The organism is Streptomyces sp. NPDC018610, assembly GCF_044391765.1.
Classification (GTDB): domain Bacteria; phylum Actinomycetota; class Actinomycetes; order Streptomycetales; family Streptomycetaceae; genus Streptomyces.
The window spans coordinates 269,115-286,625 of record NZ_JBISAL010000006.1 but is presented as its reverse complement, the minus strand read 5'-3'; the positions used below and the strand labels follow the sequence as shown (position 1 = coordinate 286,625).

The following is a 17,511-nucleotide window of genomic DNA, read 5'->3' as shown; positions in this document are numbered from 1 at the left end:
GAGAGTGCCAGGAGGAAGACAGTGCCCACCTACCAGTACCAGTGCACCGAGTGCGGCGAGGGCCTCGAGGCGGTGCAGAAGTTCACCGACGACGCGCTCACCGAGTGCCCCAACTGCGCTGGCCGCCTGAAGAAGGTGTTCTCCGCGGTCGGCATTGTCTTCAAGGGCTCCGGCTTCTACCGCAACGACAGCCGCGGCGCCTCGTCGAGCAGCAGCCCGGCCTCCTCGTCGAAGTCGTCGGGCTCCTCGTCGACCACGTCCTCGTCGTCCGGTTCCTCGTCGAGCGGCTCCGGTTCGTCGTCCTCGACGTCCACGAGCTCGGCCGGCAGCTCCGCCGCCTGACGTACCGCCTTCCAGGACCCCGCCGTCACCGGACAGCGGGGTCCTCGGCGTGTCCGTGAACGACCGGTGCCACGGTGGGCGTCGTCCGCCTCGGCACTAGTGTGCTGTTCATGGTGAACGCAGAGATCGGTGTCATCGGCGGTTCCGGCTTCTACTCCTTCCTGGACGACGTGACGGAGGCCCAGGTCAACACGCCGTACGGGGCGCCCAGCGACTCCCTCTTCCTCGGCGAGGTCGCCGGCCGGCGGGTCGCCTTCCTGCCCCGGCACGGCCGCGGCCACCACCTCCCGCCGCACCGCATCAACTACCGGGCCAACCTGTGGGCGCTGCGCTCGGTGGGGGTGCGCCAGGTCCTCGGCCCCTGCGCGGTGGGCGGCCTGCGCCCCGAGTACGGTCCGGGCACGCTGCTCGTTCCCGACCAGTTCGCCGACCGTACGAAGTCGCGGGAGCAGACCTACTTCGACGGGCTGCCGCTGCCCGACGGCACGCTGCCCAACGTCGTGCACGTCTCCCTGGCGGACCCCTACTGCCCCGCCGGCCGGGCGGCCGCGCTGAAGGCGGCGCGCGGACGGGACTGGGAGGCCGTCGACGGCGGCACGCTCGTGGTGGTGGAGGGGCCGCGCTTCTCCACCCGCGCCGAATCGCTGTGGCACCGGGCGCAGGGCTGGTCCGTGGTCGGCATGACCGGCCACCCCGAGGCGGCGCTCGCCCGGGAGCTGGAGCTCTGCTACACCTCGATGACGCTCGTCACCGACCTCGACGCGGGCGCCGAGAGCGGCGAGGGCGTCTCGCACGAGGAGGTGCTCAAGGTGTTCGCCGCCAACGTGGAGCGGCTGCGGGGTGTGCTGTTCGACGCGGTGGCGGCTCTGCCGGCCGCCGAGGACCGGGACTGCCTGTGCACGACGGCGCTGGGCGGGATGGACCCCGGCTTCGTGCTGCCGTAGCCGGCCGGGAGGACGGGCGAAGGGGCGAGGGGCGGGCGGGGCGCGGACGAAGGGGCGGGGCGCGCGGACGAAAGGGCGGGCGGGGTGCGGGGTGCTGTTCCGCCCGGTGGGGCGGCATGTCCGGAAGGCCACCTTCGGGTGAGGGAGTTGTCCACAACCGGCGAGTAGCACACGGGCTCCGGCGGGCTTCGGCGCTATGCCTCATCGTGGGCGTCGCAAGCCGGTTCGCCGGTCCGTCCCGTGCCCCAGGCGGTGGTCCACATGTCCCTGTCCCCCATGCTCCGTCCCCCCGCGTCGCCGTTCCCTTCCTCACCTCCCCCTCCCTCCTCTCCGGCGTCCGCGCCTCCCGTCCCGCACCCGCCCGGCGTCGACACCCCGGCCACGTGCGAGGTGCCGCACTTCGCGCCGGTGCGCGTGCGCGGCGGACGGTACGGGCCGCGCCGGCTCGTACGGCACCGCCGGCGGGCCGTGGCGGCCGGGCTGGCCGTCACCGCGGCCGCGCTGGTGGCCGCGGGACCACGGCCGGGAGCCGATCCGCCGGGCGGCGGACCGGCCCGAGGACATCCGGCGCACACGGCGGACGCGCCGCCGGGGAGTCCGGGCGGCCTGGGCGGGGACGCGGGGCGGACGGTGACCGCGCCCGTGCGCATCGCCGACGCGGAGACGGTACGGCTGCTGCGCCCGGGCGACCGGGTGGACGTGATCGCGGCCGGGGACCCGGCGGCGGACGGTACGGCCCGTGTGCTCGCGCGCGGAGCACGAGTGGCCGAGGTGCCGCGGCCGGTGACGGGCAACCCGGAGACGGGCCCGACGGCGGACGGCGCGCTGATCGCGCTCAGCGTGCCGCGCTCCACGGCCGCGCGGCTGGCCGGGGCGGGCACGACCACCCGGTTGGCGGTGACCCTGTGGTGACCCGTAGGTTGAGTGGCCGTTTGTCCGACGAGCAGCACGCAGGAGAAGGGGCCCCCGGTGAGCAAGAAGCAGGACCCGAGTGTCTGGCAGGGCTTCAAGGCCTTCCTGATGCGCGGGAACGTCGTCGATCTGGCCGTCGCGGTGGTCGTCGGCGCGGCCTTCACCAACATCGTCAACGCGGTGGTGAAGGGGATGATCAACCCGGTCGTGGGGGCGATCGGCACCAAGAACCTCGACCACTACAGCTCGTGTCTCAGCTCGTCCTGCAAGGGCGACGCGGGGATCGAGATCGCCTGGGGCTCGGTGCTCGGCGCCACACTGCAGTTCCTGATCACCGCCGCGGTGGTCTACTTCCTGATGGTCCTGCCGATGGCGAGGTTCCTGGCCCGGCAGGAGGCCCGGAAGAAGGCCAGGGAAGGCGCGCACGAGGTCGTCGACGTGACCGAGCTGCAGGTGCTCAAGGAGATCCGCGACGAGCTGGTCGCCCAGCGCGACGCGCACAGCGCCGGACGCTAGTCGCGGCGGCGCGCCGCGCCGGCCACGGAGGCGGTGGGCCGGTCGCGGAGACCGCGCGGCGGATTCAGATGTGGTGCGGCGGCTTCTCGTCGAGGAAGCGCTTGAGGTCGGCGGCGGAGTCGCCGTCCGGGCGCTCGCCCCATCCCCGGTCGGTGTCGTCCGTGGACTGCTGGTTCAGCGGGTCGTCGAAGATCAGCGCGTTCTTCGGGTCACGCGGCTCGGGGGCGGTACTCATGCCTCAAGGGTACGGTCCTCGCCGGCACCCCACGGGGTCCGGTGCCCGGGCATGGCGCCGGACGCCCGAGCCCGGTGACAGACGCCCGAGCCCGGTGACAGACGCCCGAGTGCGGTGCCGGAAGCCTGAGCGTGGTCCGGCCTGGCGCGGGGTGCGGGCGGGCGTCGCGGGGGCGGGGCGCGGGGAGACTGGCCCCCATGACAGCTGACGCTTTGACGGATGTCGCCGGTGTGCGGGTGGGGCATGCCACGCGCAGGGGCGAGGGGTGGCTGACCGGGACGACGGTCGTGCTGGCGCCCGAGGGCGGCGCGGTCGCCGCGGTCGACGTGCGCGGCGGCGGGCCCGGCACCAAGGAGACCGACGCCCTCGATCCGCGCAATCTGGTGCGGACGGTCCAGGCGGTGGTGCTGACCGGCGGCAGCGCGTACGGGCTGGACGCGGCGTCGGGGGTGATGGCCTGGCTGGAGGAGCGGGGGCGCGGGGTGCGGGTCGGCCCGGATCCCACCCACGTGGTGCCGGTGGTGCCCGCCGCCTGCGTGTTCGACCTGGGGCGGGGCGGTGACTTCCGGGCCCGGCCGGACGCGGCCACCGGACGCGCCGCGGTGGAGGCGGCCGCCGCGAGCGAGGCGGGCGGCCCCGTGCCGCAGGGGTGCGTCGGCGCCGGGACGGGAGCGGTCGTGGGAGCGCTCAAGGGCGGGGTCGGCACCGCCGCCACGGTTCTCGGCTCGGGTGTCACGGTGGCGGCGCTGGTGGTGGTCAACGCGGCCGGATCGGCGCTGGATCCGGAAACCGGGGCGTTGTACGGGGAGTTGTTCCAGGGCCGGGCGGAGCGTCCCGACGCGCGGACGCACGAGGCGGCGCGTGCGCGGCTCGCCGAGTCCGCCGCGCGGAACCCGCCGCCGCCGCTGAACACCACGCTCGCGGTCGTCGCCACCGACGCGGACCTGTCCAAGGCGCAGGCGCACAAGCTCGCCGGCACGGCGCACGACGGCATCGCGCGGGCCGTACGGCCGGTGCACCTGCTCAACGACGGGGACACGGTGTTCGCGCTGGCCACCGGGGTCCGGCCGCTCGACCCCGGGCGGCCCCTCGACCTCAACGACGTCCTCGCGGCGGGTGCCGACGTCGTGACCCGGGCGATCGTCCGGGCCGTGCGCGCCGCCGAGCCGGTGGACGGGCCCGGCGGGGCGTGGCCGGCGTACGAGGAGCTGTACGGGAGCCGTTGAGACCGAGGTCCGGCCTCGGTCGCGCTGTCGGCAGCGGCGTCGGCCGCGGTGGGGGAAAGGGGGGCGGTCCTGGCGGTGTGTCACACCGGGCCTGCGATTGTCCCGATTCTGTCACGTGAAGGCTTTTCGGCCGTCCGGCGGGAACCTCGTGACGGGCCGGCCGCCTCTTCACCCACGCACTGCAGCGGATCACGCACCTCACACGAACCTGGAGCAGCCCGTGACTAGGCCGGACATAGCAGCGCGGCGCGTACTGGGGGCCTGTGCCGCCCTGGTGGTCGGCACCCTCACCCTCACCGGATGCGGCGGCGACGCCAAGGCCGACGACGGCGGCAAGGAGAGCGGCAAGAACACCGCGAAGATCTCCACGGCGAAGATCGCCATCTCGGCCAAGGACGGTTCGACGAGCGCGTCGATCAACGCCACCGGGGTGAAGGTCAGCGACGGCCGGCTCACCGAGGTGAAGATGACCGAGGCCGGGTCGGGGCAGGTGGTGCCGGGTTCGATCTCGGCGGACGGTTCCGCCTGGAAGCCGAAGGAGCAGCTGGAGCGCGGCACCAAGTACCAGATCTCGGCGACCGCCAAGGACGGCGACGGCCTGCCCGCCGCCGCCAACTCCATCTTCACCACCGTCACCACGGCGAACAGCTTCATCGGCACCTACACGCCGGACAACGGCACGACGGTGGGCGTCGGCATGCCGGTGTCGTTCACCTTCGACAAGGCGATCGGCGACAAGAAGGCCGTGCAGTCGCACATCACGGTCACCTCCAGCAGCGGCCAGCAGGTGGTCGGCCACTGGTTCGGCGCGCAGCGGCTCGACTTCCGGCCCGACGACTACTGGAAGGCCGGCTCCAAGGTCACCATGAAGATCGACCTGGACGGCGTGCAGGGCGCGAACGGCGTCTACGGCGTGCAGAAGAAGACCGTGACGTTCACGGTCGGCCGCTCGCAGGTCTCCACGGTGGACGCCGACACGCAGACGATGACCGTGGTCCGGGACGGCCAGACCCTCAAGACGGTCCCGGTCTCCACGGGCAGCCCCGAGCACACCACGTACAACGGCAAGATGGTGATCTCGGAGAAGTTCACCCAGACCCGGATGAACAGCCAGACGGTCGGGCTGGGCGGCGAGTACGACATCGCTGACGTTCCGCACGCGATGCGCCTGACGACCTCCGGCACCTTCATCCACGGCAACTACTGGTACAACACGGGCAACCCGCCCTTCGGCCGCGAGGGCACCAGCCACGGCTGCGTCGGACTCGCCGACGTGCGGGGCGCCCAGGGCGACACCAACGCCAAGTGGTTCTACGACAACTCGCTCATCGGCGACGTGGTGGTCGTGAAGAACTCCCCCGACAAGACGGTCGCCCCGGACAACGGGCTCAACGGCTGGAACATGTCGTGGAGCGAGTGGACCGGGGGCAGCGCCGTCTGAGGGCCGGCGGTCCGCCGCAGGTCCGCGAAGCCCCGCTGAGCAGCGGATTTTGACGAAGCGCCGGGTCGCGCGGGAACTTCTCGCGCGACCCGGCCGTTTTTCCCGCAGACGTTTTCCCGGTTCCCGGACATGACGAGCCGAGAGGGGCTACGGTATGCACCCACCAGGTGACATGCAGCAACGCCGGGAGAAACCTTGAGCGTTCCGTACCAGACGGCTGCGTACGAGCCACGCGAGTCCCCGCGGTCCCCGGAGGAGCACCTCGCGCGCCTCCTGGGCCGCACCCTGAACTCCTTCGAGCTGCCCGACGAGACGATACGGCGGCTCGACTGCGCGCTGGCGTACGACGGCTCGCTGCGCTCGGCGCACCACAGCGCCGGACTGCACCGCGAGACCTACCGGCACACCTGGCTGCTCGCCGACGGTTCGGCGCTCACCCTGTGGGAGCTGGTGCACAACACCGTGCCCGGCGGCGAGCCCCAGCACGAGGTGTACTTGGACGAGGAGGAGCTGCGCACGGCCACGGGCCGGCTGCCGCTCCCGCCGGACACACCGGACTTCGAGCTGCCGGTGCCGGCGCAGTTCGCGCCGCTGCCCGAGACGCGGCACACCTACGCGCCCGACGAGGCGGGGGACCACGCCCGCCGTCTGCTGCGGCGCGCGGAGAACGCGGACCGGCCGGGCTCCGACGTCCTCGCGCTGCTGACCCGGGCGTCCGGGCACCGGATCACGCAGGCGTTCGGCCGTCCCGGCCGCGCGGGCCGCGCCGGGCTGTGCTTCTCGCTGTACGAGCACGCGTTCCTGCTGGGCGACGGCGCCGAGGTCTCCCTGTGGGAGGTGGAGCACACGGCGACCCCCGACGGACGCCACATGTGCGAGGTGTACGCGACGGAGGACGCGGCCCGGGACGCCATGGAGCGCCGGGCGGCACGGGTGCCGTAGACAGGCGCCGGGACGGGGCCCGGGAGCTGGAGCGGCGGTCCGTGGGGCGTGCCGGAGCGGCGGTCCGTGGGGCGTGCCGGAGCGGCGGTCCGTGGGGCGTGCGCCGTGGGCCGGAAGCCTGAGGAGGGCGGGTCAGCCGTCGCTGAGCTGGCGCATCAGGCCCGCGAAGGCGGCCCGCTCCGCCGGGGACAGCTCGACGTACTCCCGGTGAGGGCCGGAGGTGCGCTGCGGCGGGAGGGCCGGCAGGCCCGGCACCGGTCGGCGGCGGATCTCGAACCGGAGGCCGTACCGGTAGCCGGCGAGGACGATGGCGCAGGCGATGATCAGTGCGGCGGGCACGGCCACACCGAACCACATCAGCATCGAGACGTGCTCAGGCATGTCTCCAAGTGAACACCACGGTCCGGGACGTTGACCCCGGACCGTGACGTATCTCGCAGGTGACGTGAAATACTCACACCGCCCCAAAGGGGCATGGCGGCGGACTCAGGCGATCAGTTCGCGCTCCCGTCCGGCCGCCGCGGCCGGCTCCTCGGGCGAGCTCTCCCCGTCGCCGCTCTCCAGGTGCTGGGCCGGCCGCTTCGGCAGCGCGGACATCAGGACGAAGATGACGCCCAGCACCGCCGCCACCCACACCAGCGCGTGCCGGAAGGCGTTCACGAACTCCGGGCCCACCTGGGCCGGGGTCAGCCGGTCGCCGACGACGCCGAAGAACACCACGGACACCAGGCCGAGTCCCAGCGCGTTGCCCATCTGCTGAACGGTGTTGATCAGGCCGGACGCCGAGCCGGCGTGCTCGCGCGGGACCTCCGAGAGCACCGCGTCCGTCAGCGGCGCGACGATCAGGCCCATGCCCGCGCCCATCACGACCAGCGGGAGCGCCATCTGCCAGGGCGCGATGCGCGGGCCGTAGTGGCCGGCCTCCCAGACGTAGAGCAGAACGCCGGCGCACATCAGGAGCGCGCCCGCCTGGAGCACCTTCCGGCCGAAGCGCGGGACCAGCTTCTGCACCGACAGCCCGGCCGCCGTGGACACCGCGAGGGAGAACGGCACGCCCGTCAGTCCCGCCTTCAGCGGGCTCCAGCCCAGGCCGGTCTGCATGTACAGCGTCCAGACCAGGAAGAAGACGCCGAGCGCGACGCCGAACACCGTCTGCACGGCGATGCCGGCCGCGAAGCTCTTGACCCGGAACAGCGACAGCTCGACCAGCGGGGAGCCGTCGCGGGCCGCCTTGCGCCGCTCGTAGGCCACCAGGGCCGCGAAGACCGCCAGGGAGCCCGCCATCGACACGTACCCCCACAGCGGCCAGCCCAGCTCGCGGCCCCGGGTCAGCGGGTAGAGCAGCATCAGCAGCCCCAGCGTGACCAGGGCGACGCCCACCAGGTCCAGCTTCATCGCCCTCGGGGCCCGGGACTCGGTGATGAACCGGCCGCCGAGGAGGAGGGCGGCGACGCCGACCGGCAGGTTGATCAGGAAGATGGGCCGCCACTGGAGGCCGAACAGGTTCCACTGCGTCAGCAGCGCGCCGAGCAGCGGCCCGGAGACCGCGCCCAGGCCGACGACGGCGCCGAACAGGCCGAAGACCTTGCCGCGTTCGTGCGCCGGGAAGGTGGCGTGCACGATCGACAGGACCTGCGGGACCATCATCGCGGCCATGCCGCCCTGCAGGATGCGGGAGGCCACCAGCATCTCCGGGTTGGCGGCGAAGCCGCACAGCGCGGAGGCGAGGGTGAAGCCGGCGACGCCGACGAGGAAGAGCCGCTTGCGGCCGTGGATGTCGCCGAGCCGGCCACCGGTGATCAGCCCCGCCGCGAAGGCGAGGGCGTAGCCAGCGGTGATCCACTGGATCTGGCCGAAGGACGCGCCGGCGTCCTGCTGGATGGACGGGATCGCGATGTTGACGATCGTGACGTCCACGAGGTCCATGAAGGCCGCGGTCATCACGATCGCCAGCGCGAACCAGCGGCGGCGGTCGGCCGTCCGCTCCGGGCTGCTGACAGGGGTTTTGCTGGAGGTCATGTACGAAAAGTAGACCGGCAGTAGGTCAGATCATGTCCTATATCCCGGGCATGCTCGTACGCATGACGACGGACACTCCCGCACGGCTCCTCCAGCTGCTGTCCCTGCTCCAGACGCCCCGCGAGTGGCCCGGCGGCGAGCTCGCCGAGCGGCTCGGGGTGTCCCGGCGCACCGTGCGGCGGGACATCGACCGGCTGCGCGAGCTGGGCTACCCGGTGCAGGCGACCCTGGGCGCCGACGGCGGATACCGGCTGATGGCGGGGAAGGCGATGCCGCCGCTGCTGCTCGACGACGAGGAGACGGTGGCGATCGCGGTCGGCCTGCGGGCGGGCGCCGGGCACGCGATCGAGGGCATGGACGAGGCGTCGGTGCGGGCGCTGGCCAAGCTGGAGCAGGTGCTGCCGGCCCGGCTGCGGCACCGCGTCTCCACCCTTCAGGCCGCCACGACGCCGCTGACGGCCGGGGACGGCGCCAGTGTCGCGCCCGAGACGCTGACCGTCATGGCGTCCGCGGTGGCCGGACGGGAGCGGCTGCGGTTCGCCTACCGCGCCGGGGACGGCACCGCGACGCGGCGGGTGACGGAGCCCTACCGGCTGGTGTCGACCGGGCGGCGCTGGTACCTGGTGGCGTACGACCTGGACCGGGCGGACTGGCGGACGTTCCGGGTCGACCGGGTGAGCGACCCGTTCGCGACCGGGGCGCGGTTCGCGCCGCGCGAGCTGCCGACGGGGAGCGCGGCGGAGTACCTGCGGCGGTCGGTGTACCAGCGGCAGGAGTCGTACACGTTCAGCGTGACGTTCGCGGTGCCGGCCGAGGTGGTCGCGCGGCGGCTGCCCGCCTGGCTGGGCACGCCCGAGCCGCTCGACGGGGGCCGTTGCCGTCTGCGGGCCTCGGTCGGCGACCACGTGGAGTGGCTCGCGATCCGGCTGACGATGCTCGGCTGCGACTTCATCGTGCACGAGCCCGACGAACTGGTCACCTGTGTGCGGGAGTTGGGTGCGCGGCTGACGCGGGCCACCGGCGCCGAGAGGGTCAACGGGCCGGTACGGCACGCCGATTAGCGCTGTGTAGTGCCGCTGTGGCAGAGTGCTGTGCGCGGGCCACCCCGGGGTTCAGGTCCGGGGTGCCCCGCTTTTCCGGCCTGGTCCCCACCGCGCATGGAGCCGGGCTCCGGCACCCGGGGGGGTGAGGCGCCGAAGCCCGGCTCGGGGAAAGTCCCGCCGCCGGGGGGAGTGCGTCGGGACGTGGCTTCTGGGGTCGTGAGAGTGCCTGCGCGTTCCATACGTACGGGGCCCACGGAACGTTCATGACGTGCGGTGCGGACGCTCGGTCCGTGGTTCCCGGGCGGTCCGGCCCGCCGGGTCCGCCCCGACTTCCGCGCCCGCAGAGGTTGTTCCCGGGCCGCCGCCCCTTGAAGCGACGGTACAAGGCCATGTTCACGCGGTCTTCGGCCACCGGCGTACGCCGTGGGCGGCGCCGGGCGATCCGGCGCGCCCCCGGCCGCCGGGCCCGCGTCGCGGCGTCGACCGCCGGACGGGCCCTGGCGCCGTGTCAGGCGGGCGGCATCACGCCGCCGCGTCGAAGCCCGTGTCGCGGGCCAGCTTCTTCAGCTCCAGCAGCGCGTGCTTCTCGATCTGGCGGATGCGCTCACGGGTCAGGCCGTGCTCCTTGCCGACCTCGGTCAGCGTGCGCTCGCGGCCGTCCTCGATGCCGTACCGCATCTTGATGATGGACGCCGTGCGCTGGTCGAGGCGGCCGATCAGGTCGTCCAGCTCCTCGCTGCGCAGCAGGGTCATCACGGACTGCTCGGGCGACACCGCGGAGGTGTCCTCCAGGAGGTCGCCGAACTGGGTCTCGCCCTCGTCGTCCACCGACATGTTCAGCGAGACCGGGTCTCGGGCCCAGTCCAGGACGTCCGCGACGCGCTCCGGCGTGGAGCCGAGCTCGGCGGCGATCTCCGCGGGCTCCGGGTCGCGGCCGTTCTCCCGGTTGAACTCGCGCTGGACGCGGCGGATGCGGCCCAGCTCCTCGACCAGGTGGACGGGCAGCCGGATGGTGCGGGACTGGTCCGCGATCGAGCGCGTGATCGCCTGGCGTATCCACCAGGTGGCGTACGTCGAGAACTTGAAGCCCTTGCGGTAGTCGAACTTCTCCACCGCGCGCACCAGGCCGGCGTTGCCCTCTTGGATCAGGTCCAGCAGCGGCAGGCCGCTGCGCGGGTAGCGGCGGGCGACCGCGACGACCAGGCGCAGGTTGGAGCGGATGAAGACGTCCTTGGCCCGCTCGCCGGCGTCGACCAGGGCCTGGAGCTCCTCGCGGGTGGCCTCGGCCTTCGACTCCTCGTAACCGTCGAGGATCTGCCGCGCGAACACACCCGCCTCGATGACCTGGGACAGCTCGACCTCCTTGGCGGCGTCGAGCAGCGGTGTGCGCGCGATCTCGTCGAGGTACATGCCGACCAGGTCGCGATCGGCGATCTCGCCGCCATGGGCGCGAACACTGCTTGCCGCGTCGGCCGTCTCGCCGGTGGCGGACTTACGACGGGCGACGGCACGGGTTGCCATGCGAGCTCCCTTGCGAATGGTGGGTCAGCGGGTGGTCCTGGACGCTCGGCACTCTCATCGGGCTCTTGGGGAACTCTCCTCGGGTGCCCGCATCCGATGGAAACAACGACTGGAATCCGGACAGAATTCCCAAGCCGACCCCCAATTTTTCTGATCATGCAGTACCCTGTCCGCCGCCGCGATCTGCGTGCGGCGGCGACCGGCGCGGAGCCCCAGGTCACAGCGGGGGCCGAGGCGCCTCGGGAGCCTCACGGGCCCCCTGGGGCGCCCCGTGCATGAGACCCCGGTCACACGGACATCGCAGTCCCCGTCGCGGGAGCGTGTCGCCTTCGGCCACCCTCCTACTCCCATGGACGGCTCGTACCGGCACAAGGTTGCCGCAAACCCGGACTCTCAGGAGATTCCCAGTCTCTTCACACCGGTCGTACGCCGCTGGAGCCCGCCCTTCCCCTTCCCGCCCCGGGCGGAGGGTCCGTGCGACCCGCTCAGCCGAACTGCACCGACCGCTTCGCCATTCCCAGCCAGAAGCCGTCGATCACCGACCGCTGCGCGTCCAGCTCGCCGCCGGCCTCGGCCGCGCCCATGGTCACGAACAGGGGGGCGAAGTGCTCGGTGCGCGGGTGGGCGTACCGGCCCGCGGGGGCCTTGTGCAGGAAGTCCAGCAGGGCGTCCCAGTCACGGGCCTCCAGCGCGCGCCGGCCCCAGTCGTCGAACTCCGAGGACCAGCTCGGCACTCCGCCGCCCGTGTGCCGCAGCGCGGCGAGGTTGTGGGTGAAGAAGCCGGAGCCGACGATCAGCACGCCCTGGTCGCGCAGCGGGGCGAGCCTGCGGCCGATGTCCATGAGCTTCACCGGGTCGAGGGTCGGCATGGAGACCTGGAGGACGGGGACGTCCGCGGCCGGGAACATCTCGACCAGCGGCACATAGGCGCCGTGGTCGAGGCCGCGGTCGGGGACGTCCTGGACGGGCAGGCCGGGGCCGCGCAGCAGCTTGCGCACACTCTCGGCGAGCTCGGGCGCGCCGGGGGCGGCGTAGCGCACCCGGTAGTAGTGCTCGGGGAAGCCCCAGAAGTCGTAGACCAGGGGGACCGCCTCGACGGCGCCGAGGGCGAGCGGGGCCTCCTCCCAGTGAGCGGAGACGACGAGGATCGCCCGGGGGCGGGGCAGCGCGGCGGACCAGGCGGCGAGCTGGCCGGGCCAGACGGGGTCGTCCGCGAGCGGCGGGGCGCCGTGGCTGAGGTAGAGGGCGGGCATGCGCTCCTGGGTGGCGGCGGACACGGCGGCGGCTCCCTGCGGTGGGTCGGCGGGGCGGGGCCGCTCGGGCCCGCGCCCAGTTCACTTGAACTTTAAAGCTTTCTTGCCCTCGAGCCTACGCCGAAGTTGTTTAAGCTTCAAGAAACCGTTTCGTACAGTGGGACACATGAACACGGCACCCTCCTCCGCGCCCGAGTCCCCCTCCGCCGCCTCCGCCGGGACCGACCGTTGGCTCACCGCCGACGAGCAGCGCGTCTGGCGCGCCTACCTGCACGCCACCACCCTCCTGGAGGACCACCTCGACCGGCAGCTGCAGCGCGACGCGGGCATGCCGCACATCTACTACGGCCTCCTCGTCAAGCTCGCCGAGGCACCGCGCCGCCGGCTGCGGATGACCGAGCTGGCCATGGACGCCAAGATCACCCGCTCCCGGCTCTCGCACGCCGTCGCCCGGCTGGAGAAGAACGGCTGGGTGCGCCGCGAGGACTGCCCCTCGGACAAGCGGGGCCAGTTCGCCGTGCTGACCGACGAGGGACGCGAAGTGCTGCGGCGCACCGCCCCGGGCCATGTGGCCGCCGTGCGCCAGGCGCTGTTCGACCGGCTGAGCCCGGAACAGCAGAAGTCCCTCGGCGAGATCATGCAGATCGTCGCCGAGGGACTTCAGCCCAAGGAGGCGGGGGCGGACCTGCCCTGGCTCCGCTGAGGCGGGGGTGGGGCCGGGGGCGTGCGGGTCCGGGGTTCCCGGGGCGGCGCGGGGCCCGGGCACCCAGGGTGCGGGGGCCCGGGGCCCGGGGCGTACGACGGCGTGACCCGTGCGGGGTTCACCGAGCCGTACGCACCCTCAGTGGGCGATGACCGGCACCGGCATCTCGTCCTCCACGCCCTGCCCGGCGGCCGAGTCCTGGCCGGTCACCGTGGTGCCGCCCGGCCGGCCCGCGTTGACGAAGGTCAGCGCGATCACGCCGGCCGCGGCCAGGATGCCGACGGCGAACCAGATGGCGTTGGTGTAGCCGTGCACCAGGCCCTGCAACTGGACCAGCTGCTGTGCGCCCTTGGCGGATCCGGCGCCCGCGATGTGGTCCTTGATGTACGCGGCCGTGGCGGAGGAGGCGATCGTGTTCAGCAGCGCGGTGCCGATGGCGCCGCCCACCTGCTGCGAGGTGTTGACCATCGCGGAGGCGACGCCGGCGTCGCGCGGCTGGACGCCCAGGGTGGCCAGGGACATGGCCGGCATGAACGCGGTGCCCATGCCGAGGCCGAGCAGCAGCATCGCGGGCAGCAGCAGCGCGGCGTAGGAGGAGTCGGTCTCCAGCTGGGTCAGCAGCAGCATCCCGAGGGCGGCGACCAGGAAGCCGGGGCCCATCAGGCGGCGGGCCGGGACGCGGGTCATCAGCCGGGCGCCGATCTGGGTGGAGCCGGTGATCATGCCCGCGATCATCGGCAGGAACGCGAAACCGGTCTTGACCGGCGAGTAGCCCCGCACGATCTGCAGGTAGTAGGTCAGGAAGAGGAACAGGCCGAACATGCCGATGACCGCGAGGCCCAACGAGAGGTAGACACCGCCGCGGTTGCGCTCGGTGATCACCCGCAGGGGCAGCAGCGGGGCCTTCACCCGGGACTCCACCAGCACGAACGCGGCGAGCAGCACGGCGGAGGCGACGAACATGGAGACGGTCAGGGCGTCGCCCCAGCCGGCGGACTCGGCGCGGGTGAAGCCGTAGACGAGGGCGACCAGGCCGAGGGTGGACAGGATCACGCCCGGGATGTCGAGCGGCGAGCGGTTGCGGCCGCCGGCCGGCTCGCGGATGACGAAGTACGCGCCGGCCGCGGCGACGACGGCGAACGGGATGTTCACGAAGAACGTCCAGCGCCAGTCCAGGTACTCGGTGAGGAAGCCGCCGAGGATCAGTCCGACGGCGCCGCCGCCGCCGGCGATCGCGCCGTAGATGCCGAACGCCTTGGCGCGCTCGCGGGCGTCGGTGAACATCACCGCGAGCAGGGAGAGCGCGGCGGGCGCGAGCAGCGCGCCGAAGGCGCCCTGGAGCGCGCGGGCGCCGAACATCATCGCGCCGGTGGTGGCGGCGCCGCCGAGCGCGGAGGCCGCGGCGAAGCCGGTCAGACCGGTCACGAAGGCGCGCTTGCGGCCCCACAGGTCGGCGATCCGGCCGCCGAACAGCAGCAGTCCGCCGAAGGCGAGGGCGTAGGCGGTGACCACCCACTGGCGGTTGCCGTCGGAGATGCCCAGGTCCTGTTGGGCGGAGGGCAGGGCGATGTTCACGATGGTGGCGTCGAGGACGACCATCAGCTGGGCGAGCGCGATGAAGCCGAGCGCTTTCCAGCGGTTGGCGTGCGCGGACTTCTCCGGGAGGCCGGGGGCCTTCACGGCTGTTTCGGACATGGGGGTACCCACTTCGGGACTTCGTGACGGAAAAAGGCGTCGAGAACCGACGGCCCGCCCTGCGGAGGGCGGCCGGAGGCTTGGTTACGGGCGGTTCGGTCGGGTGGTCGGTCGCGGTCGCGGGAACGTCGGTGGCGGGGAGAGCGGCGAGTCCGGTCGGCCGGAGTCCGGTGGCGGGGAGCCCGGTTGCGGGCGTCCGGTCACGGGCGTCCGGTCATGGACATCCGGTCATGGACGTCCGTGGCCGGGCGTCCGGTCGTGAGGGGCCTGACACTCGCCGCGGAGATCCTCCATGGTGATGGCCGCGCCCGGCAGGACGGAACGGGCCGGGGCCCGCAGTCCGTCCAGGAACAGCTGCAGATGACGGTGTACGTAACGGTCGTGGCTGGGGCAGCCGGTGCCGGCCGGGGGCCGGCTGAGCTGGGCCACGGCGACCATCAGGTCGCCGACGCCCACGTCGGGGCGGAGCCGCCCGGCCTCGGCGGCGCGGTCCATGACCTCCTGGACGAGGTGCTCGACCCGTTCGCGCGAGGCCTCCAGGTCGGGGTGGTTGCGGTCGAAGGTGCTGGAGACCATCGGGCACAGCGCGCCGATCCGCTCGTCCGCGGCGGTGTGCACGAAGGTCGACAGCGCCTCGAAGGCGTCGCCGGTCTCCGTGAGCGCCCGCTCGGCGGCGAGTGCGGTGCGGTCCATGACCGAGCAGACGACCTCGCGGACGAGGGCGTCGCGGTCGGGGAAGTTGCGGTACAGCGTGGCGTTGCCGACGCCGGCCCGGCGGGCGATCTCGTCGAGCGGCACGTCGGGTCCGTGCTCGACGAACATCTCCCGGGCGGCGGTGACGATGCGCTCCCGGTTGCGCAGGGCGTCGGCGCGCGGCCTGGTCGCCTTGCGCGGTTCGGGGTTCGCGGTCGTCGCGGCCTGCACGGCGGTACTCCTTCGGTTCGGGGCCGGTGGGGCGATCCGGAGAGGGAGTCCCCGTTTCGCTCGGACACAGGGCCAAACGGGGAAACGGTCCCCGGTTATTTCCGCCTGGGCGAGAAACTTCACTGTGACCTGAGACACGTCACGGTCCGTCGCGGTCGCTCGCCCTCACCCGAGTGCCCGTCCTCCTTGCTCCAACCGGCCGCCCTCCCGTGCCGGACCGGTGATCGCGCGTACTGGGGACGGCCGTTCCCCGCCCTGGGAACGGTCGTTCCGGGGAGCCGTCCGGCCTGGTCCCGGGCCGAAGCGGCCCGCCCCCGCGGTCGGGCGGGTCCTTTCCCCCAAACGGATCGGCGGCCCGCCTCCCGCGACCGGACCGCCCGTTCCCACGACCGGACCGTTCCAGCGCGCGCCCGCCGCACCCGCGACGGAGGGTGATCGAAAGGGTGCAGCCAAAGACCGGTGGCTGCCTGGGGCGAACCGGTGGCTGCCTGGAGCGAAAGGTCCACGCATGCTGCCGCAGCCGCCCCGCCGCCGGATACGCAAGCGCCGTGCGGCCGCTCTCGCGTCGGTCACCGTGTTGACCTTCGCGGCCAGTACCGCCGGAACGGCGCACCTCACCGCGGGCGCCAGCGCGGCCGGCGCCGGGGCCTTCGGCCTCGCCCGCTCCCCCGCCCTCATACCCTGCATGATCAGCGGCCCGACCAGCGTGCAGATGACGGAAGGCGTGCCCACCGCGCACGGCTACGCCCGCTCCACCGGCACCGTGCACGCACTGACCCTGATGGTCGACTTCTCCGACGCGCCCGGCCAGGGCGACGCCCTCGACCGCTTCCACGAGTTCTTCCCGCAGACGCGGAACTGGTTCCACACCGCCTCCTACGGCCGCCTCGACTACCGCCCCGAGACCCCGATACCCCGGTGGCTGCGCATGCCGAAGCCGTTCAAGGCCTACGGCATAGAACGCGGCGCGCCCTTCGACCCCGGCTACCGCCGGCTGGTCCAGGACATCGTGGCGGCGGCCGACCCCACGGTGGACTTCCGGGACTACGACCTGCTCAACGTGCTGATGACCCCGAACGCCGGCCCGTCCGCGCTGGACACCGTCCTGTCCGTCACCTTCGCCGGCAACGCCGAGGCCCCCGTCGCCGACGGCGTCCCGGTCTCGAACGCGTCCTTCGTCTACTCCCGCCAGGACGACGGCTCCGGCACCTACGACCACACCGGCTACCGGGTCCTGCCGCACGAGAACGGCCACGTCTTCGGCCTGCCCGACCTCTACACCCAGGAAGGCGGGGGCGCGGTCGGCCACTGGGACATCATGAGCGAGGACTGGGGCGCCGACAACGACCTGCTGGGCTGGCACAAGTGGAAGCTGGGCTGGCTGGACGCGAACCAGGTGAGCTGCGCGAGCAAGCGCGGCTCGGCCGAGTTCACCCTCACCCCGCTGGAGCGTCCCGGCGGGCCCAAGCTGGTGTTCGTCCCGCTCGACGGCCGCACCGGCTACGCCCTCGAACTGCGCACCCACGAGGGCAACGACGAGGCGGTGTGCCGGCCGGGCGTCCTGATCTACAAGGTGGACGCCGGCGTCGACACCGGCGAGGGTCCCGTCACGGTCTACGACGCCCGCCGCGACTCCGGCGGCTGCACCCGCAGCCCCAACGTGCAGGCCGAGCTGTCCGACGCGCCCTTCGCCCCCGGCGAGACCTTCAAGGACCCCAGGGCCAAGATCCGTATCGACGTGGCCGCGGCGGACCTGGAGGGGAACTACCGGATCCGGGTGACCCGGCAGTGACGA

General features: G+C 72.9%; 17 protein-coding genes. 10 read left to right on the top strand and 7 right to left on the bottom strand.

Annotated features, from left to right (window positions below):
- The first annotated feature begins 21 nt into the window (after positions 1 to 21).
- The 4 genes from ACH5A8_RS17760 to mscL all read left to right on the top strand — a co-directional run bounded on the left by ACH5A8_RS17760 (position 22) and on the right by mscL (position 2,714).
- A complete protein-coding gene (locus ACH5A8_RS17760) occupies positions 22 to 342 on the top strand; it encodes an FmdB family zinc ribbon protein (RefSeq protein ID WP_399002899.1) in 321 nt (106 codons plus the stop codon).
- Positions 343 to 452: 110 nt separating this feature from the next.
- Complete coding sequence (locus ACH5A8_RS17755) at positions 453 to 1,286, top strand: S-methyl-5'-thioadenosine phosphorylase (RefSeq protein ID WP_399002897.1); 834 nt, start codon at positions 453 to 455, stop codon at positions 1,284 to 1,286.
- A 276-nt stretch (positions 1,287 to 1,562) separates the two neighbouring features.
- Positions 1,563 to 2,198: a hypothetical protein gene (locus ACH5A8_RS17750; RefSeq protein ID WP_399002895.1), complete on the top strand. Its 636-nt coding sequence runs from the start codon at positions 1,563 to 1,565 to the stop codon at positions 2,196 to 2,198.
- 57 nt (positions 2,199 to 2,255) lie between these two features.
- Entirely contained in the window at positions 2,256 to 2,714 is a 459-nt protein-coding gene (mscL, locus tag ACH5A8_RS17745; protein WP_399002893.1) for a large conductance mechanosensitive channel protein MscL, read from the top strand.
- Between the two features lie 64 nt (positions 2,715 to 2,778).
- Here mscL and ACH5A8_RS17740 read toward each other — a convergent pair whose 3' ends face one another.
- Positions 2,779 to 2,949, bottom strand: a complete 171-nt coding sequence (locus ACH5A8_RS17740) for a hypothetical protein (RefSeq protein ID WP_399002891.1) — start codon at positions 2,947 to 2,949, stop codon at positions 2,779 to 2,781.
- Positions 2,950 to 3,146: 197 nt separating this feature from the next.
- On the opposite strand from ACH5A8_RS17740, the gene ACH5A8_RS17735 reads away from it, so the two are divergent.
- The 3 genes from ACH5A8_RS17735 (at position 3,147) to ACH5A8_RS17725 (ending at position 6,558) form a co-directional block, all read left to right on the top strand.
- Positions 3,147 to 4,175: a P1 family peptidase gene (locus ACH5A8_RS17735; protein ID WP_399002889.1), complete on the top strand. Its 1,029-nt coding sequence runs from the start codon at positions 3,147 to 3,149 to the stop codon at positions 4,173 to 4,175.
- A 220-nt stretch (positions 4,176 to 4,395) separates the two neighbouring features.
- Positions 4,396 to 5,616 (top strand): Ig-like domain-containing protein, encoded by a 1,221-nt coding sequence (locus ACH5A8_RS17730; RefSeq protein WP_399002887.1) that lies wholly within the window; start codon positions 4,396 to 4,398, stop codon positions 5,614 to 5,616.
- 195 nt (positions 5,617 to 5,811) lie between these two features.
- Positions 5,812 to 6,558, top strand: a complete 747-nt coding sequence (locus tag ACH5A8_RS17725; RefSeq protein WP_399002885.1) for a DUF6227 family protein — start codon at positions 5,812 to 5,814, stop codon at positions 6,556 to 6,558.
- A 132-nt stretch (positions 6,559 to 6,690) separates the two neighbouring features.
- On the opposite strand, the gene ACH5A8_RS17720 is transcribed toward ACH5A8_RS17725, so the two are convergent.
- Positions 6,691 to 6,939 carry a hypothetical protein gene (locus ACH5A8_RS17720; RefSeq protein WP_399002883.1) on the bottom strand — a complete coding sequence of 83 codons (249 nt, stop codon included), beginning with the start codon at positions 6,937 to 6,939 and terminating at the stop codon, positions 6,691 to 6,693.
- A 105-nt stretch (positions 6,940 to 7,044) separates the two neighbouring features.
- Positions 7,045 to 8,577 (bottom strand): MFS transporter, encoded by a 1,533-nt coding sequence (locus ACH5A8_RS17715; RefSeq protein ID WP_399002881.1) that lies wholly within the window; start codon positions 8,575 to 8,577, stop codon positions 7,045 to 7,047.
- A 62-nt stretch (positions 8,578 to 8,639) separates the two neighbouring features.
- On the opposite strand from ACH5A8_RS17715, the gene ACH5A8_RS17710 reads away from it, so the two are divergent.
- Complete coding sequence (locus ACH5A8_RS17710; RefSeq protein ID WP_399002879.1) at positions 8,640 to 9,638, top strand: helix-turn-helix transcriptional regulator; 999 nt, start codon at positions 8,640 to 8,642, stop codon at positions 9,636 to 9,638.
- 504 nt (positions 9,639 to 10,142) lie between these two features.
- On the opposite strand, the gene ACH5A8_RS17705 is transcribed toward ACH5A8_RS17710, so the two are convergent.
- Entirely contained in the window at positions 10,143 to 11,141 is a 999-nt protein-coding gene (locus ACH5A8_RS17705) for an RNA polymerase sigma factor RpoD/SigA (protein WP_399002877.1), read from the bottom strand.
- Positions 11,142 to 11,626: 485 nt separating this feature from the next.
- Positions 11,627 to 12,418, bottom strand: coding sequence for a dioxygenase (locus ACH5A8_RS17700; RefSeq protein ID WP_399002875.1), 792 nt, complete (start codon positions 12,416 to 12,418; stop codon positions 11,627 to 11,629).
- A gap of 142 nt (positions 12,419 to 12,560) precedes the next feature.
- Here ACH5A8_RS17700 and ACH5A8_RS17695 point away from each other — a divergent pair, with 142 nt between their 5' ends.
- On the top strand, positions 12,561 to 13,097 hold the full coding sequence (locus ACH5A8_RS17695) for a MarR family winged helix-turn-helix transcriptional regulator (RefSeq protein ID WP_399002873.1): 537 nt from the start codon (positions 12,561 to 12,563) through the stop codon (positions 13,095 to 13,097).
- 138 nt (positions 13,098 to 13,235) lie between these two features.
- On the opposite strand, the gene ACH5A8_RS17690 is transcribed toward ACH5A8_RS17695, so the two are convergent.
- Together ACH5A8_RS17690 and ACH5A8_RS17685 are read right to left on the bottom strand one after the other, a co-directional pair.
- On the bottom strand, positions 13,236 to 14,792 hold the full coding sequence (locus ACH5A8_RS17690; protein WP_399002871.1) for an MFS transporter: 1,557 nt from the start codon (positions 14,790 to 14,792) through the stop codon (positions 13,236 to 13,238).
- 228 nt (positions 14,793 to 15,020) lie between these two features.
- A complete protein-coding gene (locus ACH5A8_RS17685) occupies positions 15,021 to 15,716 on the bottom strand; it encodes a TetR/AcrR family transcriptional regulator (protein ID WP_399002869.1) in 696 nt (231 codons plus the stop codon).
- Positions 15,717 to 16,224: 508 nt separating this feature from the next.
- Here ACH5A8_RS17685 and ACH5A8_RS17680 point away from each other — a divergent pair.
- Positions 16,225 to 17,508: a M6 family metalloprotease domain-containing protein gene (locus ACH5A8_RS17680; protein WP_399002867.1), complete on the top strand. Its 1,284-nt coding sequence runs from the start codon at positions 16,225 to 16,227 to the stop codon at positions 17,506 to 17,508.
- Positions 17,509 to 17,511 lie beyond the last annotated feature (3 nt).

What these genes read in the sequence shown, in the direction of transcription:
- ACH5A8_RS17715 (WP_399002881.1), bottom strand. Translation starts at nt 8,577, where the DNA reads ATGACCTCCAGCAAAACCCCTGTCAGCAGCCCGGAGCGGACGGCCGAC.
- ACH5A8_RS17740 (WP_399002891.1), bottom strand. Translation starts at nt 2,949, where the DNA reads ATGAGTACCGCCCCCGAGCCGCGTGACCCGAAGAACGCGCTGATCTTC.
- ACH5A8_RS17750 (WP_399002895.1), top strand. Translation starts at nt 1,563, where the DNA reads ATGCTCCGTCCCCCCGCGTCGCCGTTCCCTTCCTCACCTCCCCCTCCC.
- ACH5A8_RS17705 (WP_399002877.1), bottom strand. Translation starts at nt 11,141, where the DNA reads ATGGCAACCCGTGCCGTCGCCCGTCGTAAGTCCGCCACCGGCGAGACG.
- ACH5A8_RS17695 (WP_399002873.1), top strand. Translation starts at nt 12,561, where the DNA reads ATGAACACGGCACCCTCCTCCGCGCCCGAGTCCCCCTCCGCCGCCTCC.
- ACH5A8_RS17720 (WP_399002883.1), bottom strand. Translation starts at nt 6,939, where the DNA reads ATGCCTGAGCACGTCTCGATGCTGATGTGGTTCGGTGTGGCCGTGCCC.
- ACH5A8_RS17755 (WP_399002897.1), top strand. Translation starts at nt 453, where the DNA reads ATGGTGAACGCAGAGATCGGTGTCATCGGCGGTTCCGGCTTCTACTCC.
- ACH5A8_RS17735 (WP_399002889.1), top strand. Translation starts at nt 3,147, where the DNA reads ATGACAGCTGACGCTTTGACGGATGTCGCCGGTGTGCGGGTGGGGCAT.
- ACH5A8_RS17690 (WP_399002871.1), bottom strand. Translation starts at nt 14,792, where the DNA reads ATGTCCGAAACAGCCGTGAAGGCCCCCGGCCTCCCGGAGAAGTCCGCG.
- ACH5A8_RS17680 (WP_399002867.1), top strand. Translation starts at nt 16,225, where the DNA reads ATGCTGCCGCAGCCGCCCCGCCGCCGGATACGCAAGCGCCGTGCGGCC.
- ACH5A8_RS17710 (WP_399002879.1), top strand. Translation starts at nt 8,640, where the DNA reads ATGACGACGGACACTCCCGCACGGCTCCTCCAGCTGCTGTCCCTGCTC.